Raw genomic sequence first — 18,083 nt, 5'->3', positions numbered from 1 at the left:
GTTCAGCCCTGCCGATAAGGCAGGGCTGCCCTCGCTTCTTCGGCATACGCCAAAATCCCAACCCGCTCGCGTTCCAGGAAGTCTTCGACGGCGCTCTTCAAACCGGGATGGCGCAGGTAGTGCCACGACCGTGTGATCACTGGCTCAAACCCGCGAATCAACTTGTGTTCGCCCTGGGCGCCGGCGTCGAAACGTTGCAGGCCGTGGGCGATGGCGTAGTCCATGCCCTGGTAAAAGCAGGTTTCAAAATGCAGGCGGTCGAACTCGGCCAGGCAGCCCCAATAGCGGCCGTAGAAACTGTCGCCACCGATCAGGCTGAAGGCCATGGCCACCGGGCGTGTGCCTTGTTTGGCCAGCACCACGCGAATTGCCTCGGGCATGCGCTCGGCCAGCAGGCTGAAAAAGGCGCGGGTCAGGTAGGGTGCCTGGCGACGCACCGCGTAGGTGTTGGCGTAGCAGGCGTAGACAAAATCCCACTGCGCCTCGCTTAACTCATGGCCTTGCAACCATTCAAAATCGATGCCCTGCCCGGCCACTTGCTCGCGTTCTTTGCGCATCTGTTTGCGCTTGCGTGAACTCAAGGCATCGAGAAAGTCCTGGAAGTCGCGATAACCGCGGTTTTGCCAGTGAAACTGGCAGCCCAGGCGCTGCAACCAACCCGCCTGCCCAGCCAGTGCGGCATCGGCCAACGGGTCGGTGAAGTTGATATGGGCACTGGAGAGCCCTTCGATTTCCAGATAACCGGGCAGGCTACCCAGCAGTTCAACCCCGTCCTCGGCATTCCTGGCCAGCAAGCGCGGGCCGCTCACCGGACTGAACGGCACCGCCGTCAGCAACTTGGGGTAGTACTCGATGCCCGCGCGCGCGCAAGCGTCCGCCCAGCCGTGATCAAACACGTACTCGCCATAGGAGTGCCACTTGCGGTAGCTGGGCAGGGCCGCCACCAGCCGTTCGCCTTCCCAATGCAGCAAATGCTCGGGCTGCCAACCGGACTGCGGGCCCAGGCTGGCGCTGTCTTCCAGCGCACTCAGAAAGGCATGCCGCACAAAGGGTTGGGCCTGCGGCACCAGGGCATCCCAGACGTGCGGGGCGATTGCAGACAGCTTGTCCAGGCGTTGCAGCGGCATCGGCATCCTCTCTGTTTCTTGGCGTGAAAGCCTGGCGAGTATCGCCTATCGCGGCGCCAGGCACACCTCGAAACGAGCGGGACAAACCTCGAAACAATTAGTTCCAGATTAAATAATTTGTCATCTAGGTGAAATCACTTAGCCACTACTCCGTCATAAACGGTCGCGATACTGACGCCTGTTTTTAGAGCGCCTGGTTCTACCAGGCGGCTATTTTCCGTCCGTCATCGGTCGGTTGTGTCCTGGATGGTTTGCCATCCCTCCTCACTTTCGGAGATTGATATGCGTCTTGCTTCCACTAAAACTGCGGCGGCCCTGTGTGGCGGCCTGTTGCTGGCCCTGAGCGTTCCGGCCAGCGCTGCAGTCGACGCTAAATTGCTCGACATGCTCAAGGCCAACGGCCAGATCACCGCTGCGCAGTACACCGAACTGCAAACGGAATTAGCCAAGGACCAGAAAGAAAAGCAGATCGCACAGCAAGCTCAACAAGAGACCAACGAGCAGATCGCGGCCACCGCGAAAAAAACCAACGACCTCAGCGTCTTCGATCAGAAGCTGGCCTGGGCCGCGCGCACCCAGCTCAAGGGTGATGTGCGCTTCCGTCAGGAAACCGTGAAGATCCAGGGCGAATCCAACAACGGCGGCCGCGACAAAGACCGTCAGCGCATCCGTGCCCGCCTGGGCGCCTACACCGAGATCAACTCCCAGGTCGACACCGGCATCCGCGTGGCCACCGGCAGCAGCGACGATGCGCGCTCCACCAACCAGGACCAGGACAACTACTTCGACAAGAAGTCGATCTGGCTGGACCTGGGCTACATCGACTACCACCCGGACCAGATCAAGAACCTGCACGTGATCGGCGGCAAAATGCTGCAACCGTGGGTGAACATGGGCGACGTGATCTGGGATAGCGACATCAACCCTGAAGGCCTGGCCGTCACCTACAAATACCCATTGGGCGGCAGCGCCGAGCTGTTCGGCAGCCTGGGTAACTACAACCTCAAGGACAACGTGGACGGCGACGGCGTGCAATTTCGCCATGACCTGCGCCTGACGTCCGGCCAGTTGGGCACGCGCTTCTCGCTCACCGACAACCTGAAAATGACCCTGGGCGGCAGCGTCTACGCCTACCAGAACGACAAGGACAGCCGCTGCACAACCACCACCACGCCATGCGCGCTGGCGGTCAACGGCAACTCGGCCAACAACGAATTCCGCCTTTATGAAGGCTTTGCCCAAGCCGACATCGGCGGCCTGGCCGTGCCTTTGGCGTTATACGGCCAGTACGTGAAAAACAACGATGCGGTGACCGACCAGGACACCGCCTGGTTGATCGGCGCCAAATCCAAGGTGTTCGGTTTCAACCTGGACTACAACTACCGCGATACTCAGCGTGATGCAGTGGTTGGCGCCTTCACCGATTCGGACTTCGCCAACGGCACCACCGGTTCGCGCGGCCACAAGCTCAAAGTCAGCTACGACATCGACAAGAACTTCGCCCTCGGCGCCACGTACTTCCTGACCAAGGCTGACTACGCCAGCCGCACGCAGCGTGATGCCAACACCAACACCCTGCAGCTGGATGCTGAAGCCAAGTTCTAACTGAGTGTGCAATAACCCTTGGGCCAGGACGGCCCGAGGGGTTTCAACAGCCTTGCGTGGGTGGGCCGATCCCCATCATCCGTTCGACTCACCCACGCGAGCCTGGCTCTTCCCCGCCGTTACTGATCCTTGAGCCTTTCGGCCACCAGCCGATCAGCCAGTGCATCAACATCCTTTACCGGCTCCTGCGGCATGATCTTCAACGTCGCCTGCATCAGGCGCATCTGACGAATAAATCTCCGGCAGTTGGGGCAGAACATCAAGTGATGACGCACCAGCAAACGCTCTCGAAAGGTCAATTGCCCATCGAGGTAGTCACTGGATCGCGCCACTTGTTCCTTACAGGTCAACATTCACCCGTTTCCTCAAAATGCTCCACCGTGGCGAAGACTTTAAGCCGTGCTCGATGCAACAGCACACGAACATTGGAGAGCGAGAGGGTCAGAAGATTACAAATCTCCTCCAACTCCAGGCCTTGGCGTTCTCGCAGCACCAGCACGCTGCTTTGCAGCTCCGACAAACTCAGGATTGTATGCTCCAGGCACTTGCGCAGCTCATCCTCGGTCAGCAAGGCTTCCGGGGTGTCCTGGTGCCAGGCGTAAGGCGCAACAGCCCAGTGGCCGTCGTCGGGGACGAAGCGGTCATCACCAAGGGTGCCGTGGGGCGAAGGCAAATCATCGAGCAATACTTCCCGACGGTTCTGTTTGTAGCGGCCCTTGGCGGAGTTGGCGGTGATGGTCAACAGCCAGGTCTTGAGGCTGGAGCGCCCTTCGAACTTGGCCAGGTTACGCACCACCGACAGCCAGGCGTCTTGCACCACCTCATCGGCGTGGCGCTGGCCGACAATGGCATAGGCGACCGCGCGCATGGCGCTCTGGTAGGTGGTGACCAGTTCCTTGTAGGCCCGCTGCTCGCCCTTGAGCAGCCGTTCAAGCAGGTGCGCGTCGTCCGCTGCTGCCATTGTTTACCTCAAATTACCTTGGAATACGGTCGGTGTGGGAGCTGGCTTGCCTGCGATGCAGGCACCCCGGTGGATCAGTCACACCACAGTGATGCCATCGCAGGCAAGCCTGCGCCCACAGGATCAGCGCTTGCGCAGGATCACGCTGCCAATCGAGTAACCCGCGCCGAACGAGCTGAGCACCGCAACCGAGCCCTTGGGCAGATCGTCCTGGTAGGTGTGAAACGCAATCACCGAACCTGCCGAGCTGGTATTGGCGTAAGTATCAAGGATCACCGGCGCTTCCTCCACCGAGGCCTCGCGGCCCAGCAGTTTCTTCACAATCAGGTGGTTCATGCTCAGGTTGGCCTGGTGCAGCCAGAAACGCTTCACGTCGGTCACGTTCAGCTGGTTTTCTTCAAGATGTACACCGATCAACTCGGCAACCATCGGGCAGACATCCCGGAAGACTTTGCGGCCTTCCTGCACGAACAGTTTGTCCGGCGCGCCGATGCCTTCTTCGGCGGTACGGTTGAGGAAACCGAAGTTGTTGCGGATGTTATTGGAGAACTTGGTCAGCAGCTTGGTGCTGACCACGTCGAACTGGTGCTCGGAGGTCGCCAGATCAGCGCGCTCGAGGATCACCGCCGTGGCCGCATCACCGAAGATGAAATGGCTGTCGCGATCGCGGAAATTCAAGTGGCCGGTGCAGACTTCCGGGTTGACCATCAGGATCGCCCGGGCCTGGCCCAACTGAATGCTGTTGGCGGCGTTCTGGATGCCGAAGGTCGCCGAGGAACACGCCACGTTCATGTCGAAGCCGAAACCCTGGATGCCCAGGGCTTCCTGGACTTCAATGGCGATGGCCGGGTAGGCGCGCTGCAGGTTGGAGCAGGCGACGATCACGCCATCAATGTCGGCGGCGGTCTTGCCGGCGCGCTGCAGGGCTTGTTCGGCGGCGCCGATGGCCATCTGGCAGAGTACCGACCACTCGTCGTTGCTGCGCTCGGGCAAGCGCGGAGCCATGCGTTGCGGGTCAAGGATGCCGTCCTTGTCCATCACAAAGCGGCTCTTGATGCCCGATGCCTTCTCGATAAAGGCCGCGCTGGACTCGGTCAGCGCCTGCACCTCACCGCGCTCGATGGCCGCGGCGTTATCGCTGTTGAACTGTTGCACGTAAGCATTGAAAGACTGCACCAGCTCTTCGTTGGAGATGCTGTTGGCCGGGGTGTACAGGCCAGTGCCGCTGATGACGACGTTATGCACGGTCGTTCCTCTAAATCTGTCAGGCAGAGAAGAAATTGGTACCGTCGTACCAAACTTTAAGTCGTTCAATGCCCTCCAGCGGGCATCAAACTGGCAACGCTTTATCCCATCGCGCCACAGCGTCTCGCGGCGTTACCGGTCTTTATGACTGCGAAGTTTGCCACAACCTCGCGGATTTGGCGCCATCCCCGGGATTAACCCCCCGCAATTCACTGGGAGCTGGCTGGAGGATCGAGGAAGAACTCAGGCTTCGACCTGGCTCCATTGTTTGCTCAAACGCTTATCGGAAATCGGCACCTTGGTGCCCAACTGCTGAGCAAACAGCGACACCCGGTATTCCTCCAGCCACCAGCGGTACAGCTCCAGCTGCGGGTCGCGTTTGCCTTCCTGGGCGTGTTTGTTCAGGCGGTTCTGGTACTGCGCCCACAAGCCGCCCAGCTCAGTGCTCCACACGCGATCTTTTTGCACCTGGCTCGGCAGTTTCTCCAGGCGCAGTTCGATGGCTTTGAGAAAGCGCGGCAATTCCTTGAACCAGTGCGCCGGGGTTTCGCGCACAAAACCCTGATACACCAGGTTGCCGAGTTGCTGTTTGATGTCGTTCAACGCCACGGCCTGGGCCAGGTCGATTTTGCCTTTGAAGCGCTTCTGCAAACCATGCCAGAGTTTCAGCACGTCCAGGGTCAAACGCGCCAGGCGCTCGGCGTGCTCGGCCCAACTGCCGCGCTTGCGTTCGGCCAACGCAGCCAGACCGGCACCGTCACGCGGCAGGCTGGCTTCGCCTTCGAGCACGCAGGTGTCGAGGCTGGCCAATAGAATGTCTTCCACCAGTGCATCAATGCGCCCCAGCTCGCGGTACATCAGGCCCAGTTCGGTCAAACCGGGCAGTTTGCCCCGCAGGAATTTTGCCGGTTCCGCCAGTTGCTGCATAAGGAGGCGCTGCAAGGCGCGACGGTGCTGGAACTCGGCTTCGGCGGCGGTGGAAAAACGCCCTTCCTTGACCGTGCCGTTTTCTTCGACCAGGGCCGGATACACCGTCATCGACAGGCCGGCAATCTTTTGCTGGGTCTTTTCCGCCACGGCGGCAAACACCTTGGCTTCCACCGGCTGCTGGCTTTTCGCAGTCTGCGGCACCGCCAATGCGGCCTGGCTGGCCTCGGCGAAACGTGCGGTCAGCTCGGCCAGATCGCGGCCTTCGCCCAGGAACTTGCCCTGGCCGTCAACCACTTCAAGGTTCATCTTCAGGTGGCTTTCCACCTGCTGCGCCGCCTCGGCCCAGGCCTCATCACTGACCCGCGCGCCGGTCATGCGCAGCAATTCGCGGCCCAGTGCCTGAGGCAGCGAGCCCTGACCAAATTCGATACGTTGCAGGGCGGCCTTGACGAAGTCCGGCACCGGCACAAAGTTCTTGCGCAGCGCCTTGGGCAGGTTGCGCACCAGCGCAATGCACTTGGCTTCGATCACACCCGGCACCAGCCACTCCAGACGCTCGGGCGGCAATGCCGGCAACAATGGCGCCGGTACGCGCAGGGTTACGCCGTCGCGGGGGTGGTTGGGTTCAAAGTGGTAACTCAGGGCCAGTTCCAGGTCGCCCAAATGCAGCGTGTCCGGGTAATGCGCGGCGGTGACTTCACTGGCCTCGCGGGCCAGCACGTCTTCTTCACGCATGATCAGCAGTTGCGGGTCTTTCTGGCTGTTGACCTTGTACCAGCTGTCGAACGTGGCGGTCTGGTGGATCTCTGCCGGCAAGCGCGCGTCATAGAAGGCGTACAGGGTTTCTTCATCCGCCAGAATGTCACGACGACGGGCCTTGGCCTCCAGCTCATCGAGCTGTTCCAGCAGTTGCTGGTTGGCCGTGAGGCACTTGGCGCGGGATTGAATCTCGCCGCGTACCAACCCTTCACGAATAAACAACTCGCGGGACACCACCGGGTCAATCGGCCCGTAATGCACCGGCCGACGCCCGACCACAATCAGCCCGAACAGGGTGATCTGCTCAAACGCCACCACTTGGCCGCGCTTCTTTTCCCAGTGCGGTTCGAAGTGGTTTTTCTTGATCAGGTGCCCGGCCAGCGGCTCGATCCAGTCGGCATCGATCTTGGCGACCATGCGCGCATACAGTTTGGTGGTTTCCACCAGTTCGGCGGCCATCAGCCATTGCGGACGCTTTTTGCCGATACCCGAAGACGGGTGAATCCAGAAGCGCCGCTGCCGTGCGCCGAGGTAATCGCCGTCTTCGGTCTTCTGCCCGATCTGGCTGAGCAGGCCGGACAGCACCGCCTTGTGCAGTTTCGCAAAGTCGGCCGGTTCCTTGTTGACCGTCAGCTGCATATCGCGGCAGATCAGGCTCAACTGGCGATGGGAGTCACGCCACTCGCGCAGGCGCAGGTAATTCAGGAAGTTCTTGCGGCACCAGTTACGCAACGGGCTGGCGGTCAGTGCCTGGCGCTGTTCTTCAAAGCCACGCCACAGATTGACCAGCCCGGCGAAGTCCGAATCGGCATCCTTCCACTGCGCGTGGGCCTGGTCGGCAGCTTGCTGGCGCTCCGGCGGACGCTCGCGTGGGTCCTGGATCGACATGGCGCTGGCCACAATCAACACTTCCTGCAAACTGCCGAGCCTGGCCGCTTCGAGCAACATGCGGCCCATGCGCGGGTCCACCGGCAGGCGCGCCAACTGGCGGCCCAGCGGCGTGAGCTGGCTGTTGCGGTCCACCGCCGAGAGTTCTTGCAGCAGGTTGAAACCGTCGCTGATCGCCTTACCATCCGGCGGCTCGATAAACGGGAAGTCGGTGATTTCGCCCAGACGCAGGTGCAGCATCTGCAGGATCACCGCGGCGAGGTTGGTGCGCAGGATCTCCGGGTCGGTAAATTCCGGGCGGCCGATAAAATCTTCTTCGCTGTACAAGCGAATGCAAATGCCCGGCTCGACCCGGCCGCAGCGGCCTTTGCGCTGGTTGGCACTGGCCTGGGAAATCGCTTCGATCGGCAACCGCTGCACCTTGGCGCGGTAGCTGTAACGGCTGATGCGCGCAGTGCCGCTGTCGATCACATAACGGATGCCCGGTACGGTCAGCGAGGTTTCCGCAACGTTGGTCGCCAGCACCACGCGGCGGCCTGGGTGAGACTGGAAAATCCGCTGCTGTTCGGCCGGTGACAGGCGCGCATACAACGGCAGAATTTCAGTGTGTTTGAGCTGGGCCTTGCGCAGCATGTCGGCGGCGTCGCGAATCTCGCGTTCGCCGGGCAAAAACACCAGCACATCGCCGGGGCTGCGGCGTTCGCTGCGCTCATAGGCGGCAATTTCGTCGAGGGTGGCGAGAATCGCCTGGTCGACGGTCAAGTCGTCCTCGACGCGGTTGCCCTCCTCGTCCTGCTCCAGCGTCAGCGGGCGGTACCAGGTGTCGACCGGGAAGGTGCGGCCCGAGACCTCGACAATCGGCGCATCGTCGAAGTGCTTGGAAAAGCGCTCCAGGTCGATGGTCGCCGAAGTAATGATGACCTTGAGGTCCGGGCGACGCGGCAACAGGGTTTTCAGGTAACCGAGCAGGAAGTCGATGTTCAGGCTGCGTTCGTGGGCTTCGTCGACGATGATGGTGTCGTAGCGCTCCAGATAACGGTCGTTCTGGGTTTCCGCCAGCAAAATACCGTCGGTCATCAGCTTGATCAGGGTGTTGGAGTCACTCTGATCTTCGAAACGCACCTGATAGCCGACCAGCGCGCCCAAGGGCGTAGCAAGCTCTTCGGCAACCCGGCTGGCGACGCTGCGCGCAGCAATCCGGCGCGGCTGGGTGTGGCCGATCAGGCCGTATTGGCCGCGACCGATTTCCAGGCAGATCTTCGGCAACTGGGTGGTTTTACCCGAGCCGGTTTCGCCGGCAATGATCAGCACCTGATGCTTGAGCAACGCTTCTTTGATCTCGTCGCGCTTGGCGGCAATCGGCAGGCTGTCGTCATAGCGAATCACCGGCAGGCTGGCGCGCCGCGCGGTGACCTGGGCGCAGGACGCTTGCATACGCGTGACCCACTGCGCCAGCTTCTCCTCGTCAGGCTTCTTGCGCAGCTCAAGCAACTGGCGCCGCAAGCGGTGGCGGTCGGCGAGCATGGCGTGATCGAGGTTCTTGAGCAGTTGGTCGATAGCGGGCGCTTGGTCAGTCATCAGGTACTTTGCAGGTCGTCTATTTATGCACGGCCGGCAAGTGTGGCAGAAAAGCGGCTGATCTGGCAGACGCCTCTCTAAATGTGGGAGCGGGCTTGCTCGCGAAAGCGGTGCATCAGTTGACCATTAAGGTGACTGGCACACCGCATTCGCGAGCAAGCCCGCTCCCACAGGAGTATGCGTTTACAGCGGGTCTTTGCGCCGATACGGAAACACATCAATCACCTTGCCGGCGCGAATCGCTTCCTGCAGGCCTTTCCAGTAGTCGGCGTTGTACAACTCGCCATGCAACTCGTCGAACAGTTTGCGCTGGCCGGCATCGGCGAACAGGAACGGCGGGAACTCTTCCGGGAACACGTCCAGCGGGCCGATGGAGTACCAGGGCTCCGAGGCCATTTCATCTTCGGGCGTGCGCGGTGCGGGGATGTGGCGGAAGTTGGCTTCGGTGAGAAAGCAGATTTCATCATAGTCATAGAACACCACACGACCGTGGCGGGTGACGCCGAAGTTCTTGAGCAGCATGTCGCCGGGGAAGATGTTCGCCGCCGCCAGTTGCTTGATCGCCAGGCCATAGTCTTCCAGGGCTTCGCGCACCTGGGCGGGGTTGGCGTTGTCCAGGTAGAGGTTGAGCGGGGTCATGCGCCGCTCGGTCCAGCAGTGGCGAATCAGCACCGTATCGCCCTCCACCTGCACCGTGCCGGCGGCGACTTCCAGTAACTCGGCCAGGCATTCGGGCTCGAATTTGCTTAGGGGAAAACGGAAGTCGGCAAACTCCTGGGTGTCGGCCATGCGCCCCACCCGATCAACGCTTTTAACCAGCCGGTACTTCTCGATCACCGTGGCACGGTTGACGTTTTTCGACGGCGAAAAGCGGTCCTTGATGATCTTGAATACGGTGTTGAAACCCGGCAGCGTGAACACACTCATGACCATGCCGCGCACGCCGGGCGCCATGATGAATTGATCATCGGTGGTGGCCAGGTGGTTGATCAACGCGCGGTAGAACTCCGATTTACCGTGCTTGTAGAAACCGATCGAGGTGTACACCTCGGCAATATGCTTGCCGGGCAGGATGCGCTTGAGAAAGCCGATAAACTCCGCCGGCACCGGCACATCGACCATGAAGTAAGAGCGTGTGAAGGAAAAGATGATCGACACATCGGCTTCGTCGGTGATCAGCGCATCGATCTGGATGCCGCGCCCTTCGCGGTGCAGCAACGGGATCACCAGTGGCCACTGCTCGTCGCGGGTGTAAATGCGGCCCACGAGGTAGGCACCTTTATTACGGTAAAGCACCGACGAAAACAGCTCGATACTCAGCTCAGGGTCTTTGCACACCCAATCCGGCAGATTTTCGCGCAGCTGCGCCTGGAGGCGGCGCAGGTCGCCGTCGAGGTCGGCATAGGCTTCGCTGAAGCGGTAATCGGCGAAGATCTGCGCCAGCGTCGCCGCCAGGTCGCCCGCAGGTTGATAGGTGCGGGTTTGCGCCGCACGCGCCCGGCGCAGGCTCGGCCGCGTGGTGTGGATGAACATACAGCCGTCACTGATCAGGTCATGGCTGAACAACCCGCAGAAGATCGAGTTGTACCAGGTCTCGGACAGCTCATCGTCAAAACGCAGATCGATCAGGCCGATGTACGCGTTTTTGACCAATGGCCACTCGTCCACCGCCAGCAACGCCGCCTCATCGAAGTGGGCACGCAGACGTGCCGTGACTTCAGCGACCTTCTCTTCATACAAATTGATCCGCGCCGCCGATGCCGCCTGCCCTTGTTGCCACTGAGCCGTTTCGAAACGCTCGCGGGCACCGTCGGTGATCTGGCGAAAGTGCTCACGGTAATCGTCGAAGCCATCGAGGATCATGCGGGCAATGGCAGGGGCGGATGGCGACATGCGGGAAACCTCGAACGGGTATCTGGATGCCTGAGCTTAGCCAGTGAATCGAGGCAGGAGAAGGATGATTTGCACGGCCTGACTGTACAACATCATGCATTTTGTACATTTAGTTTCAGTTTTAATAAGTAGACCACTCGGTCAATAAAAGCACCAAAAAGTCACCCGACTCACCGCTACAGGCTTTGAACTGCGTGGCCCTGCCCTCGTCGAGCGCAAAACGTACCCACCGGTGAGTTCATAACTGATGTAACGACCTCGGCACCGCTTAGGGGAAACCCCGATTACTACCTTAATGGCACTTTGATATACAGCGCGCCCTTTCCCACCCTTACAAGGTCTGAAGACCGACCCGGGAACCGGTTCAAATCGCCTAAGGAGCAATAAGATGTCATTGAGGAATATGCCGATCGGTCTGCGCGCCAGCCTGAGTTTTGGGGTGTTGGCCAGCATGCTGGTGATCGTCGGAATGTTTGGCCTGGGGCAGATGGCCAAGCTGCGCGAAAGCGCGCTGGTGATGGAAGAGTCGTGGATGCCGAGCATCGAGAATATCCACGACGCTGCAGCCTGCATCGCCAACATCCGCCTGGAGTCGATGCGCATGGTGACCACCGACGAATCAAGGATCCGCGACAACAGCAAAAGCCTGATCGCCCGCCAGCGCAACGAACTCAACACCCTGCTCGAGCACCACACCGACCTGCTCAGCAGCGACGAAGAGCGCGCCATGCTCAAGCAACTCAACAGCGATGTGAACACCTACAACAGCATCGTCAGCCAGATGATGGAGCTGGTCGACAAGGACCAGCAGCAAGACGCCATCGACCTGCTCAACACACGCATCGGCCCACAGGGCACGGTCTTGAATAAAAGCCTGGAGGACATGATTACCTTCAATCAGCAAGGCGTGGAAGCCGCCGCGGACGCGGCGGCGCAGATGTACACCCGCGCGCAGTGGGTGGTCGGCCTGATCATCCTGTGCGCACTGATCACGACCTTGTTGCTCGCCTGGCTGCTGACCCGCAGCATCACCGCCCCGCTGGGCCAGGCGCTGGCCGTGGCGCGCACCATTGCCGGTGGCGATTTGAGCCAGCCCATCGTGGTCAAAGGCAGCGACGAACCGGCGCAATTGCTGACGGCCCTGGCCACCATGCAGGATCAGTTGCGCACCACCATTCATGGCATCAGCGAGTCGGCGCAGCAACTGGCCTCCGCAGCCGAAGAGATGAGTTCGGTGATGGAGCAGAGCACCCGTGGCCTGCAAGCGCAGAACGATGAGATCGAACAGGCCGCCACCGCCGTCAACGAGATGAGCGCGGCGGTGGACGAAGTCGCGGCCAATGCAGTGTCCAGCGCCGAGGCGTCCACGGCCTCCGACGAAGACAGCAAGCACGGTCATTACCAGATCAGCGCAACCATCAGCGCGATCCAGAGCCTGGTGGACGAAGTACTCGGTGCGTCCAACAAGGCCGAAGGCCTGGCGGTGCAGGCCCAGGACATCAGTAAAGTGCTGGAAGTGATCCGCGGCATCGCCGGGCAAACCAACCTGCTGGCGCTGAATGCCGCCATCGAAGCCGCCCGCGCAGGCGAGGCTGGGCGCGGGTTTGCCGTGGTGGCCGACGAGGTGCGCTCACTGGCGCAACGCACCCAGGACTCCACCGAAGAAATCGAGCAGATGATCAACGGCATTCAGCAAGGCACCCAAGGCACTGTCGAAGCGCTCAACAGCAGCGCCGAGCACGCCGGCCAGACCTTGCAGCGGGCCAACAGCGCCGGCAGCGCCCTGGAAAAAATCACTGCGGCCATCTCGCAGATCAGCGAACGCAACCTGGTGATCGCCAGCGCCGCCGAGCAACAGGCCCTGGTAGCCCGTGACGTCGACCGCAGCCTGGTGAACATCCGCGACCTGTCGACCCAGACCGCCGCCGGCGCCACCCAGACCTCGGCGGCCAGCCAGGAACTGTCACGCCTGGCGGTGGACCTCAACGGTATGGTGACGCGGTTTGTCCTGTAATTAGCGATTGTGTCGCGCAGGCCACTGGGCAACACTCGCCGCCTTATTGATGTAGGAGTGTTCCGTGAGACCTGTCGACACCCTGTACCTGTTGGGGCTGGCTGCCATTTGGGGCGCCAGTTTCCTGTTCATGCGCATTATCGCGCCGGAAATCGGCACGGTACCGACTGCGTTTTTTCGCGTGTCGATCGCCGCCGCCGGCTTGCTGGTGATCCTCACGGTGATGCGCGTGAACTGGGACTTCCAGGGCAAGTTCAAGACCGTGCTGCTGCTCGGCGTGATCAACTCCGGGATACCCGCGACTATGTATTCCGTGGCCGCTCAGGTGCTGCCGGCGGGTTACTCGGCGATCTTCAACGCCACCACGCCGTTGATGGGCGTGTTGATCGGCGGGTTGTTCTTCAGCGAGCGCCTGACGCCTTCGAAAATCGCAGGTGTGTGCTTGGGCCTGTTCGGCGTAGGAATCCTGACCCGTGCCGGGCCGGTAGCCTTTGATAGGGACTTGTTGATGGGCGCACTGGCCTGTCTGCTGGCCACCACGTGCTACGGCTTTGCCGGGTTTCTTGCGCGGCGCTGGCTCGATCAACGTGGCGGCCTGGACAGCCGACTTGCGGCATTGGGCAGCATGCTCGGCGCTACCCTGTTCTTGCTGCCGTTCTTTGCCTACAGCGCCATCAGCCATCCACCGGCGAGCTGGGGTGGCTGGCAGGTATGGTCTTCGTTGCTGGGGTTGGGGCTGGTGTGTACAGCGTTTGCCTACATCCTGTACTTCCGCTTGCTGTCGTCGATTGGGCCGGTGAAGTCGATGACGGTGACGTTTATGATTCCGCCGTTTGGGGTGTTGTGGGGGGCGTTGTTGCTCGATGAACCGTTGTCGATGGCACATCTGTATGGCGGGGTGTTGATTGGGGGGGCGTTGTGGTTGGTGTTACGGGTGGGGAAACTGGAAAACGCAAGGGAGAAAAAAGCTAGCCTCCACACATTTAATCGCAGCTGACCTATAACGGTTCGGGTAAAGGTTCGGGCGAATCAATACAGCGATTGCCGCTTGCTTTAGATCTGAAACGTCTACCCAATGAATCAAGGTGGCGGTAATGAATCGCTACCCGCGAACAGTTCAGAGGCGGATGAGTATCCGCCTAATCACCTTTAATCGCGGCCTAAGCAGCAACGAAACTGGACCAAGGCTTCAAAATAGATGCTTTTGAGCTAATGTAGAATGCTCAGGCTTGGTATCCCGAGCAAGCCATATCTCAGTTCGTTGGGAAGATTGCGCGGTGACCATCCCAGTCCGAACGGCCTTCCTTCACTACCAATTGAACGCCTGGCGTACTGTAGGCGACAATGCCCAGCGATTTGGAGTGCTCGAAACCACTCAGGGAGAGCGGAATGGAACAGGTCAATACGTCGGTACCCGTACAAAATTTAGCCAACTCAAAATCACCCACATTTTCCGCGATAGCTTGCTTGTCATCATTCAAGTGAACCGCAAACGACAGACCGCTCTCCTTGCCGCGGGCCACCTTCATCACAGCAAGCTTATGCTTATCCAACGAATCGGTTGAGTCGAAACGCAGATCCGAGATGGTCGTACCATCGGCGAATACAGTTGTTTTGGACGCCACCGGACTTTGCGTAGCGGTCGACGTGTAAATGATGCCAGCTACGATTGCAGCAACCGCTACCGCAGGAATAATCCAAAATTTGCTCATGCTACGTTCCTTTTCAATTCAGTTGGGTACAACAATTCAGTAGACACAAACACACGTTATAGAGGAGACACGCTGCGACTAACCCAGCGGGGCATTACAGCCCCCCGAGGAAAGGCAGTGTGATAGCAACAAATACGGGTCTTAAATAAAAAGATTTGACCGAGTTGGCTACCATTGCTTGATGACTTTACGACCTACCATACGGACAACTGACGCGGCTATTACCGCCTATCAACAGCCTGACCCGAGCATGAACACCGAAGTCACTATCGGCCGCTTGAAGGACAGAGGCCCTATGAATTCGAAAGCATCATTTGCAAAGCCTTTTCTACACTCTATAGGCCGGCATTTTGACGGGCCGGTATCATAACTTCGTACAACCAGCTTTGGTAGAGCAAGTGAGCAACGAAAACGCCTGCGCGCTCATCCCCAAGGCCACACACTCTCGCCTGCATCTCCTTGCCCACCCTTCGTCGGATTAAATTTCCACCGCCCCGTTGATCTCGAGACCTGGGAAGCTTTATTACCGGCCTTTGACACACAACAGCCTCAGTTTATCCTTCGCCAGGACAGCCATTTGTCGGATCACTGCTGCAAGTCGATTCAAGGAAGGAGCGACCTAAAGACTGCCTGCGGATGAAATCGATCGGAGGGTGCAGAGCCTCATCTCGACTGAGATTTGCGTGTGCCGCGATGCTTAGCGTTGCAAAATTCAGCACGAGCGCTTCTGCTTACTGGCCCATGGACCAGACGAATGGCCACAAGAAATTATCGCTAGTCCCAAAATGCCAATAAAGCTAAACTCTACGCTTTGAAGCTTTAGCCGACATCGGTACCGCTTTTTGACACGACCGAGCAACGTCTGAATGAGTCCGCCAAAGCAAAAAAATCTCGATGAACACCATAACGTCAAGATCTGGAGAGGCAGCGTCAAAAGGCCCAATCAGACGCCTGCAGAAATCATCGTCCCTCCCTTTGGCACTCGACAAAGGTCCGTTTATGGGACGCACGCTGCTCTGCACCCGCTTTTCATTCTTAATTGCTGAATACCTGCCCAAACCCAATTTTCCCGGATGAAGAGAAAGCATCTGCTATGAAAGCACCGTCCATTCAAATACCCGATACCGTTTTTATTGAACAAGTAGTAGTGGACGATGGTCAATCCTATTCTATCAATGACCGTATTCAGCAATACGCTCTAAATTTACATCAGGTTAGAATCAACTAATGGAAATGCATACCGCTCAACCACTTTCCCCTTGGCAGATGCTGAAAAGTGGTTTTAGACATCGTCAGTTGATATTCCAATTGACCCAACGAGAAATTTCCTCGCGCTATCGTGGCTCCGTCATGGGCGTGGCGTGGTCATTTATCAACCCGCTTCTGCTACTCACCATTTATACATTTGTATTTTCGACAGTCTTCAAGGCACGCTGGGGCGCTGGCTTGGGTTCTGAGTCAAAAGTCGACTTCGCGCTCGTGCTATTCGCCGGACTGATCATCCATGGCTTCTGTGCAGAATGCATCAACTCGGCACCCAAGCTGATTCTGAGCAACGTCAACTACGTCAAAAAAGTAGTATTCCCTATTGAAGTGCTGACTATGACCTCAGTACTGAATGCCTTGTTTCACTTTACCGTTAGCCTAAGCGTACTGCTCGCCACTCAGCTATTTTTCAATCATACAGTCCCGCTGACGGCCTTATACTTCCCGATAATTATAGTACCACTGGTATTTATGATGATGGGCATTTCATGGTTATTGGCTGCACTCGGTACTTATATCAGAGACATCGGGCAAATTACCGGCATGGCTGTGACGGCGCTACTCTTTTTATCGCCGGTTTTTTACCCTATATCGGCACTGCCTGAACAGTATCAAGGCTGGCTGTATCTGAACCCACTGACAGCCATTATTGAAAACGGAAGAGCGACCTTGCTATTTGGACAACTACCAGACTGGCACAGCTTGGCAATAAGCTTCGGGATTGGAGTTATCACTTGCGCCTTGGGCTACGCCTTCTTTCAAAAAACTCGTGCAGGTTTCGCAGATGTACTCTAACGATGTTGCTATCAGTGTCAGCGGTCTGTCCAAGCGTTTCAACATGTATGAAAAAGCTCAAGATCGTCTGTTGCAAATGTTTCTACCCTCGTTGAAGACGCACAAAGAATTTTGGGCGCTTAACGATATTAACTTTGAAATCGCACGCGGCGAATCGGTCGGCATCATTGGCAAGAACGGTTCAGGCAAATCAACGCTGCTACAAATTATTTGCGGAACGTTAACCCCCACCTCTGGCACAGTAAATGTGAACGGAAGGATTGCCGCCTTGCTGGAACTCGGGTCTGGCTTCAATCCAGACTTCAGCGGTCGTGAAAACGTCTACCTGAATTGTGCTATTCACGGTTTGAACCGCCAACAAACCGATGAATTGATGGATGACATTCTTTCTTTCGCCGATATCGGTACGTTTATCGATCAGCCCGTAAAAACGTACTCCAGTGGCATGTTCGTTAGGCTGGCGTTCTCCGTACAGGCTAACCTGAAACCGGACATCCTGATCGTCGATGAGGCGCTCGCTGTCGGTGACGCCCTCTTTCAGAAGCGTTGTTACGAACGCATCGAAATGCTGACCAGCAGTGGCACTACTCTGCTTTTTGTATCCCATGATGAGGAGTCGGTACGCACACTCACCCAGCGCGCAATTTTCCTGTCCAATGGCAGAATTCAAAGCGCTGGGCCTTCGGCAGAAGTCATTCTGGATTACCGGAGAGATCTGCACGCCCAAGAAAGTGCCTACCTTGCGCACCTGACGAAAGTTGTTTCCAACAAGACTCAGGCAGCGCCATCCGTCAAAGGCAAAGCCCCTGACAAGTTCTCATTCGGCAATTTTGACGCAGAAGTCATTTCGGTCAAAGTACTCGACACGGACGGCGCGGAGAAACAAGTTTTCTACCCTACCGAGACCGCAGTACTGCGCGTAGAGTGCGTCAGTCACTCAGACCTTAGCAACCTCAACGTCGGTATTCGGTTGCGCAACAAAGAAGGCGTGAAAATTTACTCCTGGGGCACGTTGAATCAGGACATGGCTATTGATGCGAACCTCTGCGAGGGCGAGTACTTTTGGGGTAAGAGTTTCTCCGCAGGCGAAACATTCACCGTAGATTTCGAATTTGTCTGCAGCCTTGGTGTAAACCTTTATGAGGTGCAGGCGGCCATTTCGCACGAAGGTAAACCTTATTACGCAGAACAGCGCATCATTCACTGGCGCGATGAGGCTGCTTTTTTCTCGATTGCGACCAAGCCTCGTGAATACCATTTTGGCGGTGTAATGGACCTCCGCATGAAAGCCATTTCGATTAAGGGTTGAA

General features: G+C 58.2%; 12 protein-coding genes. 5 read left to right on the top strand and 7 right to left on the bottom strand.

The window, feature by feature from the left end; genetic code table 11:
- Positions 1–2 precede the first annotated feature (2 nt).
- Complete coding sequence (locus tag BLV67_RS13685; protein ID WP_069788085.1) at positions 3–1,127, bottom strand: GNAT family N-acetyltransferase; 1,125 nt, start codon at positions 1,125–1,127, stop codon at positions 3–5.
- Between the two features lie 282 nt (positions 1,128–1,409).
- Between BLV67_RS13685 and BLV67_RS13680 the strand changes: the two genes are divergently transcribed.
- Positions 1,410–2,732, top strand: a complete 1,323-nt coding sequence (locus BLV67_RS13680; RefSeq protein WP_065929815.1) for a putative porin — start codon at positions 1,410–1,412, stop codon at positions 2,730–2,732.
- Positions 2,733–2,851: 119 nt separating this feature from the next.
- Here the strand turns inward: BLV67_RS13680 and BLV67_RS13675 are convergent, their stop codons facing one another.
- The 5 genes from BLV67_RS13675 to aceK form a co-directional block, all read right to left on the bottom strand.
- Positions 2,852–3,085: an anti-sigma factor family protein gene (locus tag BLV67_RS13675; RefSeq protein ID WP_056861494.1), complete on the bottom strand. Its 234-nt coding sequence runs from the start codon at positions 3,083–3,085 to the stop codon at positions 2,852–2,854.
- A complete protein-coding gene (locus BLV67_RS13670) occupies positions 3,079–3,693 on the bottom strand; it encodes an RNA polymerase sigma factor (protein WP_065929816.1) in 615 nt (204 codons plus the stop codon). Before BLV67_RS13670 ends, BLV67_RS13675 begins: the two co-directional genes overlap by 7 nt.
- A 123-nt stretch (positions 3,694–3,816) precedes the next feature.
- Positions 3,817–4,938 carry a beta-ketoacyl-ACP synthase III gene (locus BLV67_RS13665; RefSeq protein ID WP_056861495.1) on the bottom strand — a complete coding sequence of 374 codons (1,122 nt, stop codon included), beginning with the start codon at positions 4,936–4,938 and terminating at the stop codon, positions 3,817–3,819.
- A 243-nt stretch (positions 4,939–5,181) separates the two neighbouring features.
- Positions 5,182–9,093, bottom strand: a complete 3,912-nt coding sequence (hrpA, locus tag BLV67_RS13660) for an ATP-dependent RNA helicase HrpA (protein ID WP_069788047.1) — start codon at positions 9,091–9,093, stop codon at positions 5,182–5,184.
- Positions 9,094–9,276: 183 nt separating this feature from the next.
- On the bottom strand, positions 9,277–10,986 hold the full coding sequence (gene aceK, locus BLV67_RS13655) for a bifunctional isocitrate dehydrogenase kinase/phosphatase (protein ID WP_069788046.1): 1,710 nt from the start codon (positions 10,984–10,986) through the stop codon (positions 9,277–9,279).
- Between the two features lie 388 nt (positions 10,987–11,374).
- Here aceK and BLV67_RS13650 point away from each other — a divergent pair, with 388 nt between their 5' ends.
- Complete coding sequence (locus BLV67_RS13650; protein ID WP_069788045.1) at positions 11,375–13,000, top strand: methyl-accepting chemotaxis protein; 1,626 nt, start codon at positions 11,375–11,377, stop codon at positions 12,998–13,000.
- Positions 13,001–13,064: 64 nt separating this feature from the next.
- Positions 13,065–13,997, top strand: coding sequence for a DMT family transporter (locus tag BLV67_RS13645; protein WP_069788044.1), 933 nt, complete (start codon positions 13,065–13,067; stop codon positions 13,995–13,997).
- 256 nt (positions 13,998–14,253) lie between these two features.
- Here the strand turns inward: BLV67_RS13645 and BLV67_RS13640 are convergent, their stop codons facing one another.
- A complete protein-coding gene (locus BLV67_RS13640) occupies positions 14,254–14,712 on the bottom strand; it encodes a hypothetical protein (RefSeq protein ID WP_069788043.1) in 459 nt (152 codons plus the stop codon).
- 1,227 nt (positions 14,713–15,939) lie between these two features.
- Between BLV67_RS13640 and BLV67_RS13635 the strand changes: the two genes are divergently transcribed.
- Positions 15,940–16,773, top strand: a complete 834-nt coding sequence (locus BLV67_RS13635) for an ABC transporter permease (RefSeq protein ID WP_056861501.1) — start codon at positions 15,940–15,942, stop codon at positions 16,771–16,773.
- Complete coding sequence (locus tag BLV67_RS13630; RefSeq protein ID WP_056861502.1) at positions 16,763–18,082, top strand: ABC transporter ATP-binding protein; 1,320 nt, start codon at positions 16,763–16,765, stop codon at positions 18,080–18,082. The genes BLV67_RS13635 and BLV67_RS13630 overlap by 11 nt, the downstream gene beginning before the upstream one ends.
- The last annotated feature ends 1 nt before the right edge of the window (position 18,083 follow it).

The sequence above is a fragment of the Pseudomonas salomonii genome (assembly GCF_900107155.1).
Classification (GTDB): Bacteria; Pseudomonadota; Gammaproteobacteria; order Pseudomonadales; family Pseudomonadaceae; genus Aquipseudomonas; species Aquipseudomonas salomonii.
This window is presented reverse-complemented; position numbering and strand designations above follow the sequence as displayed.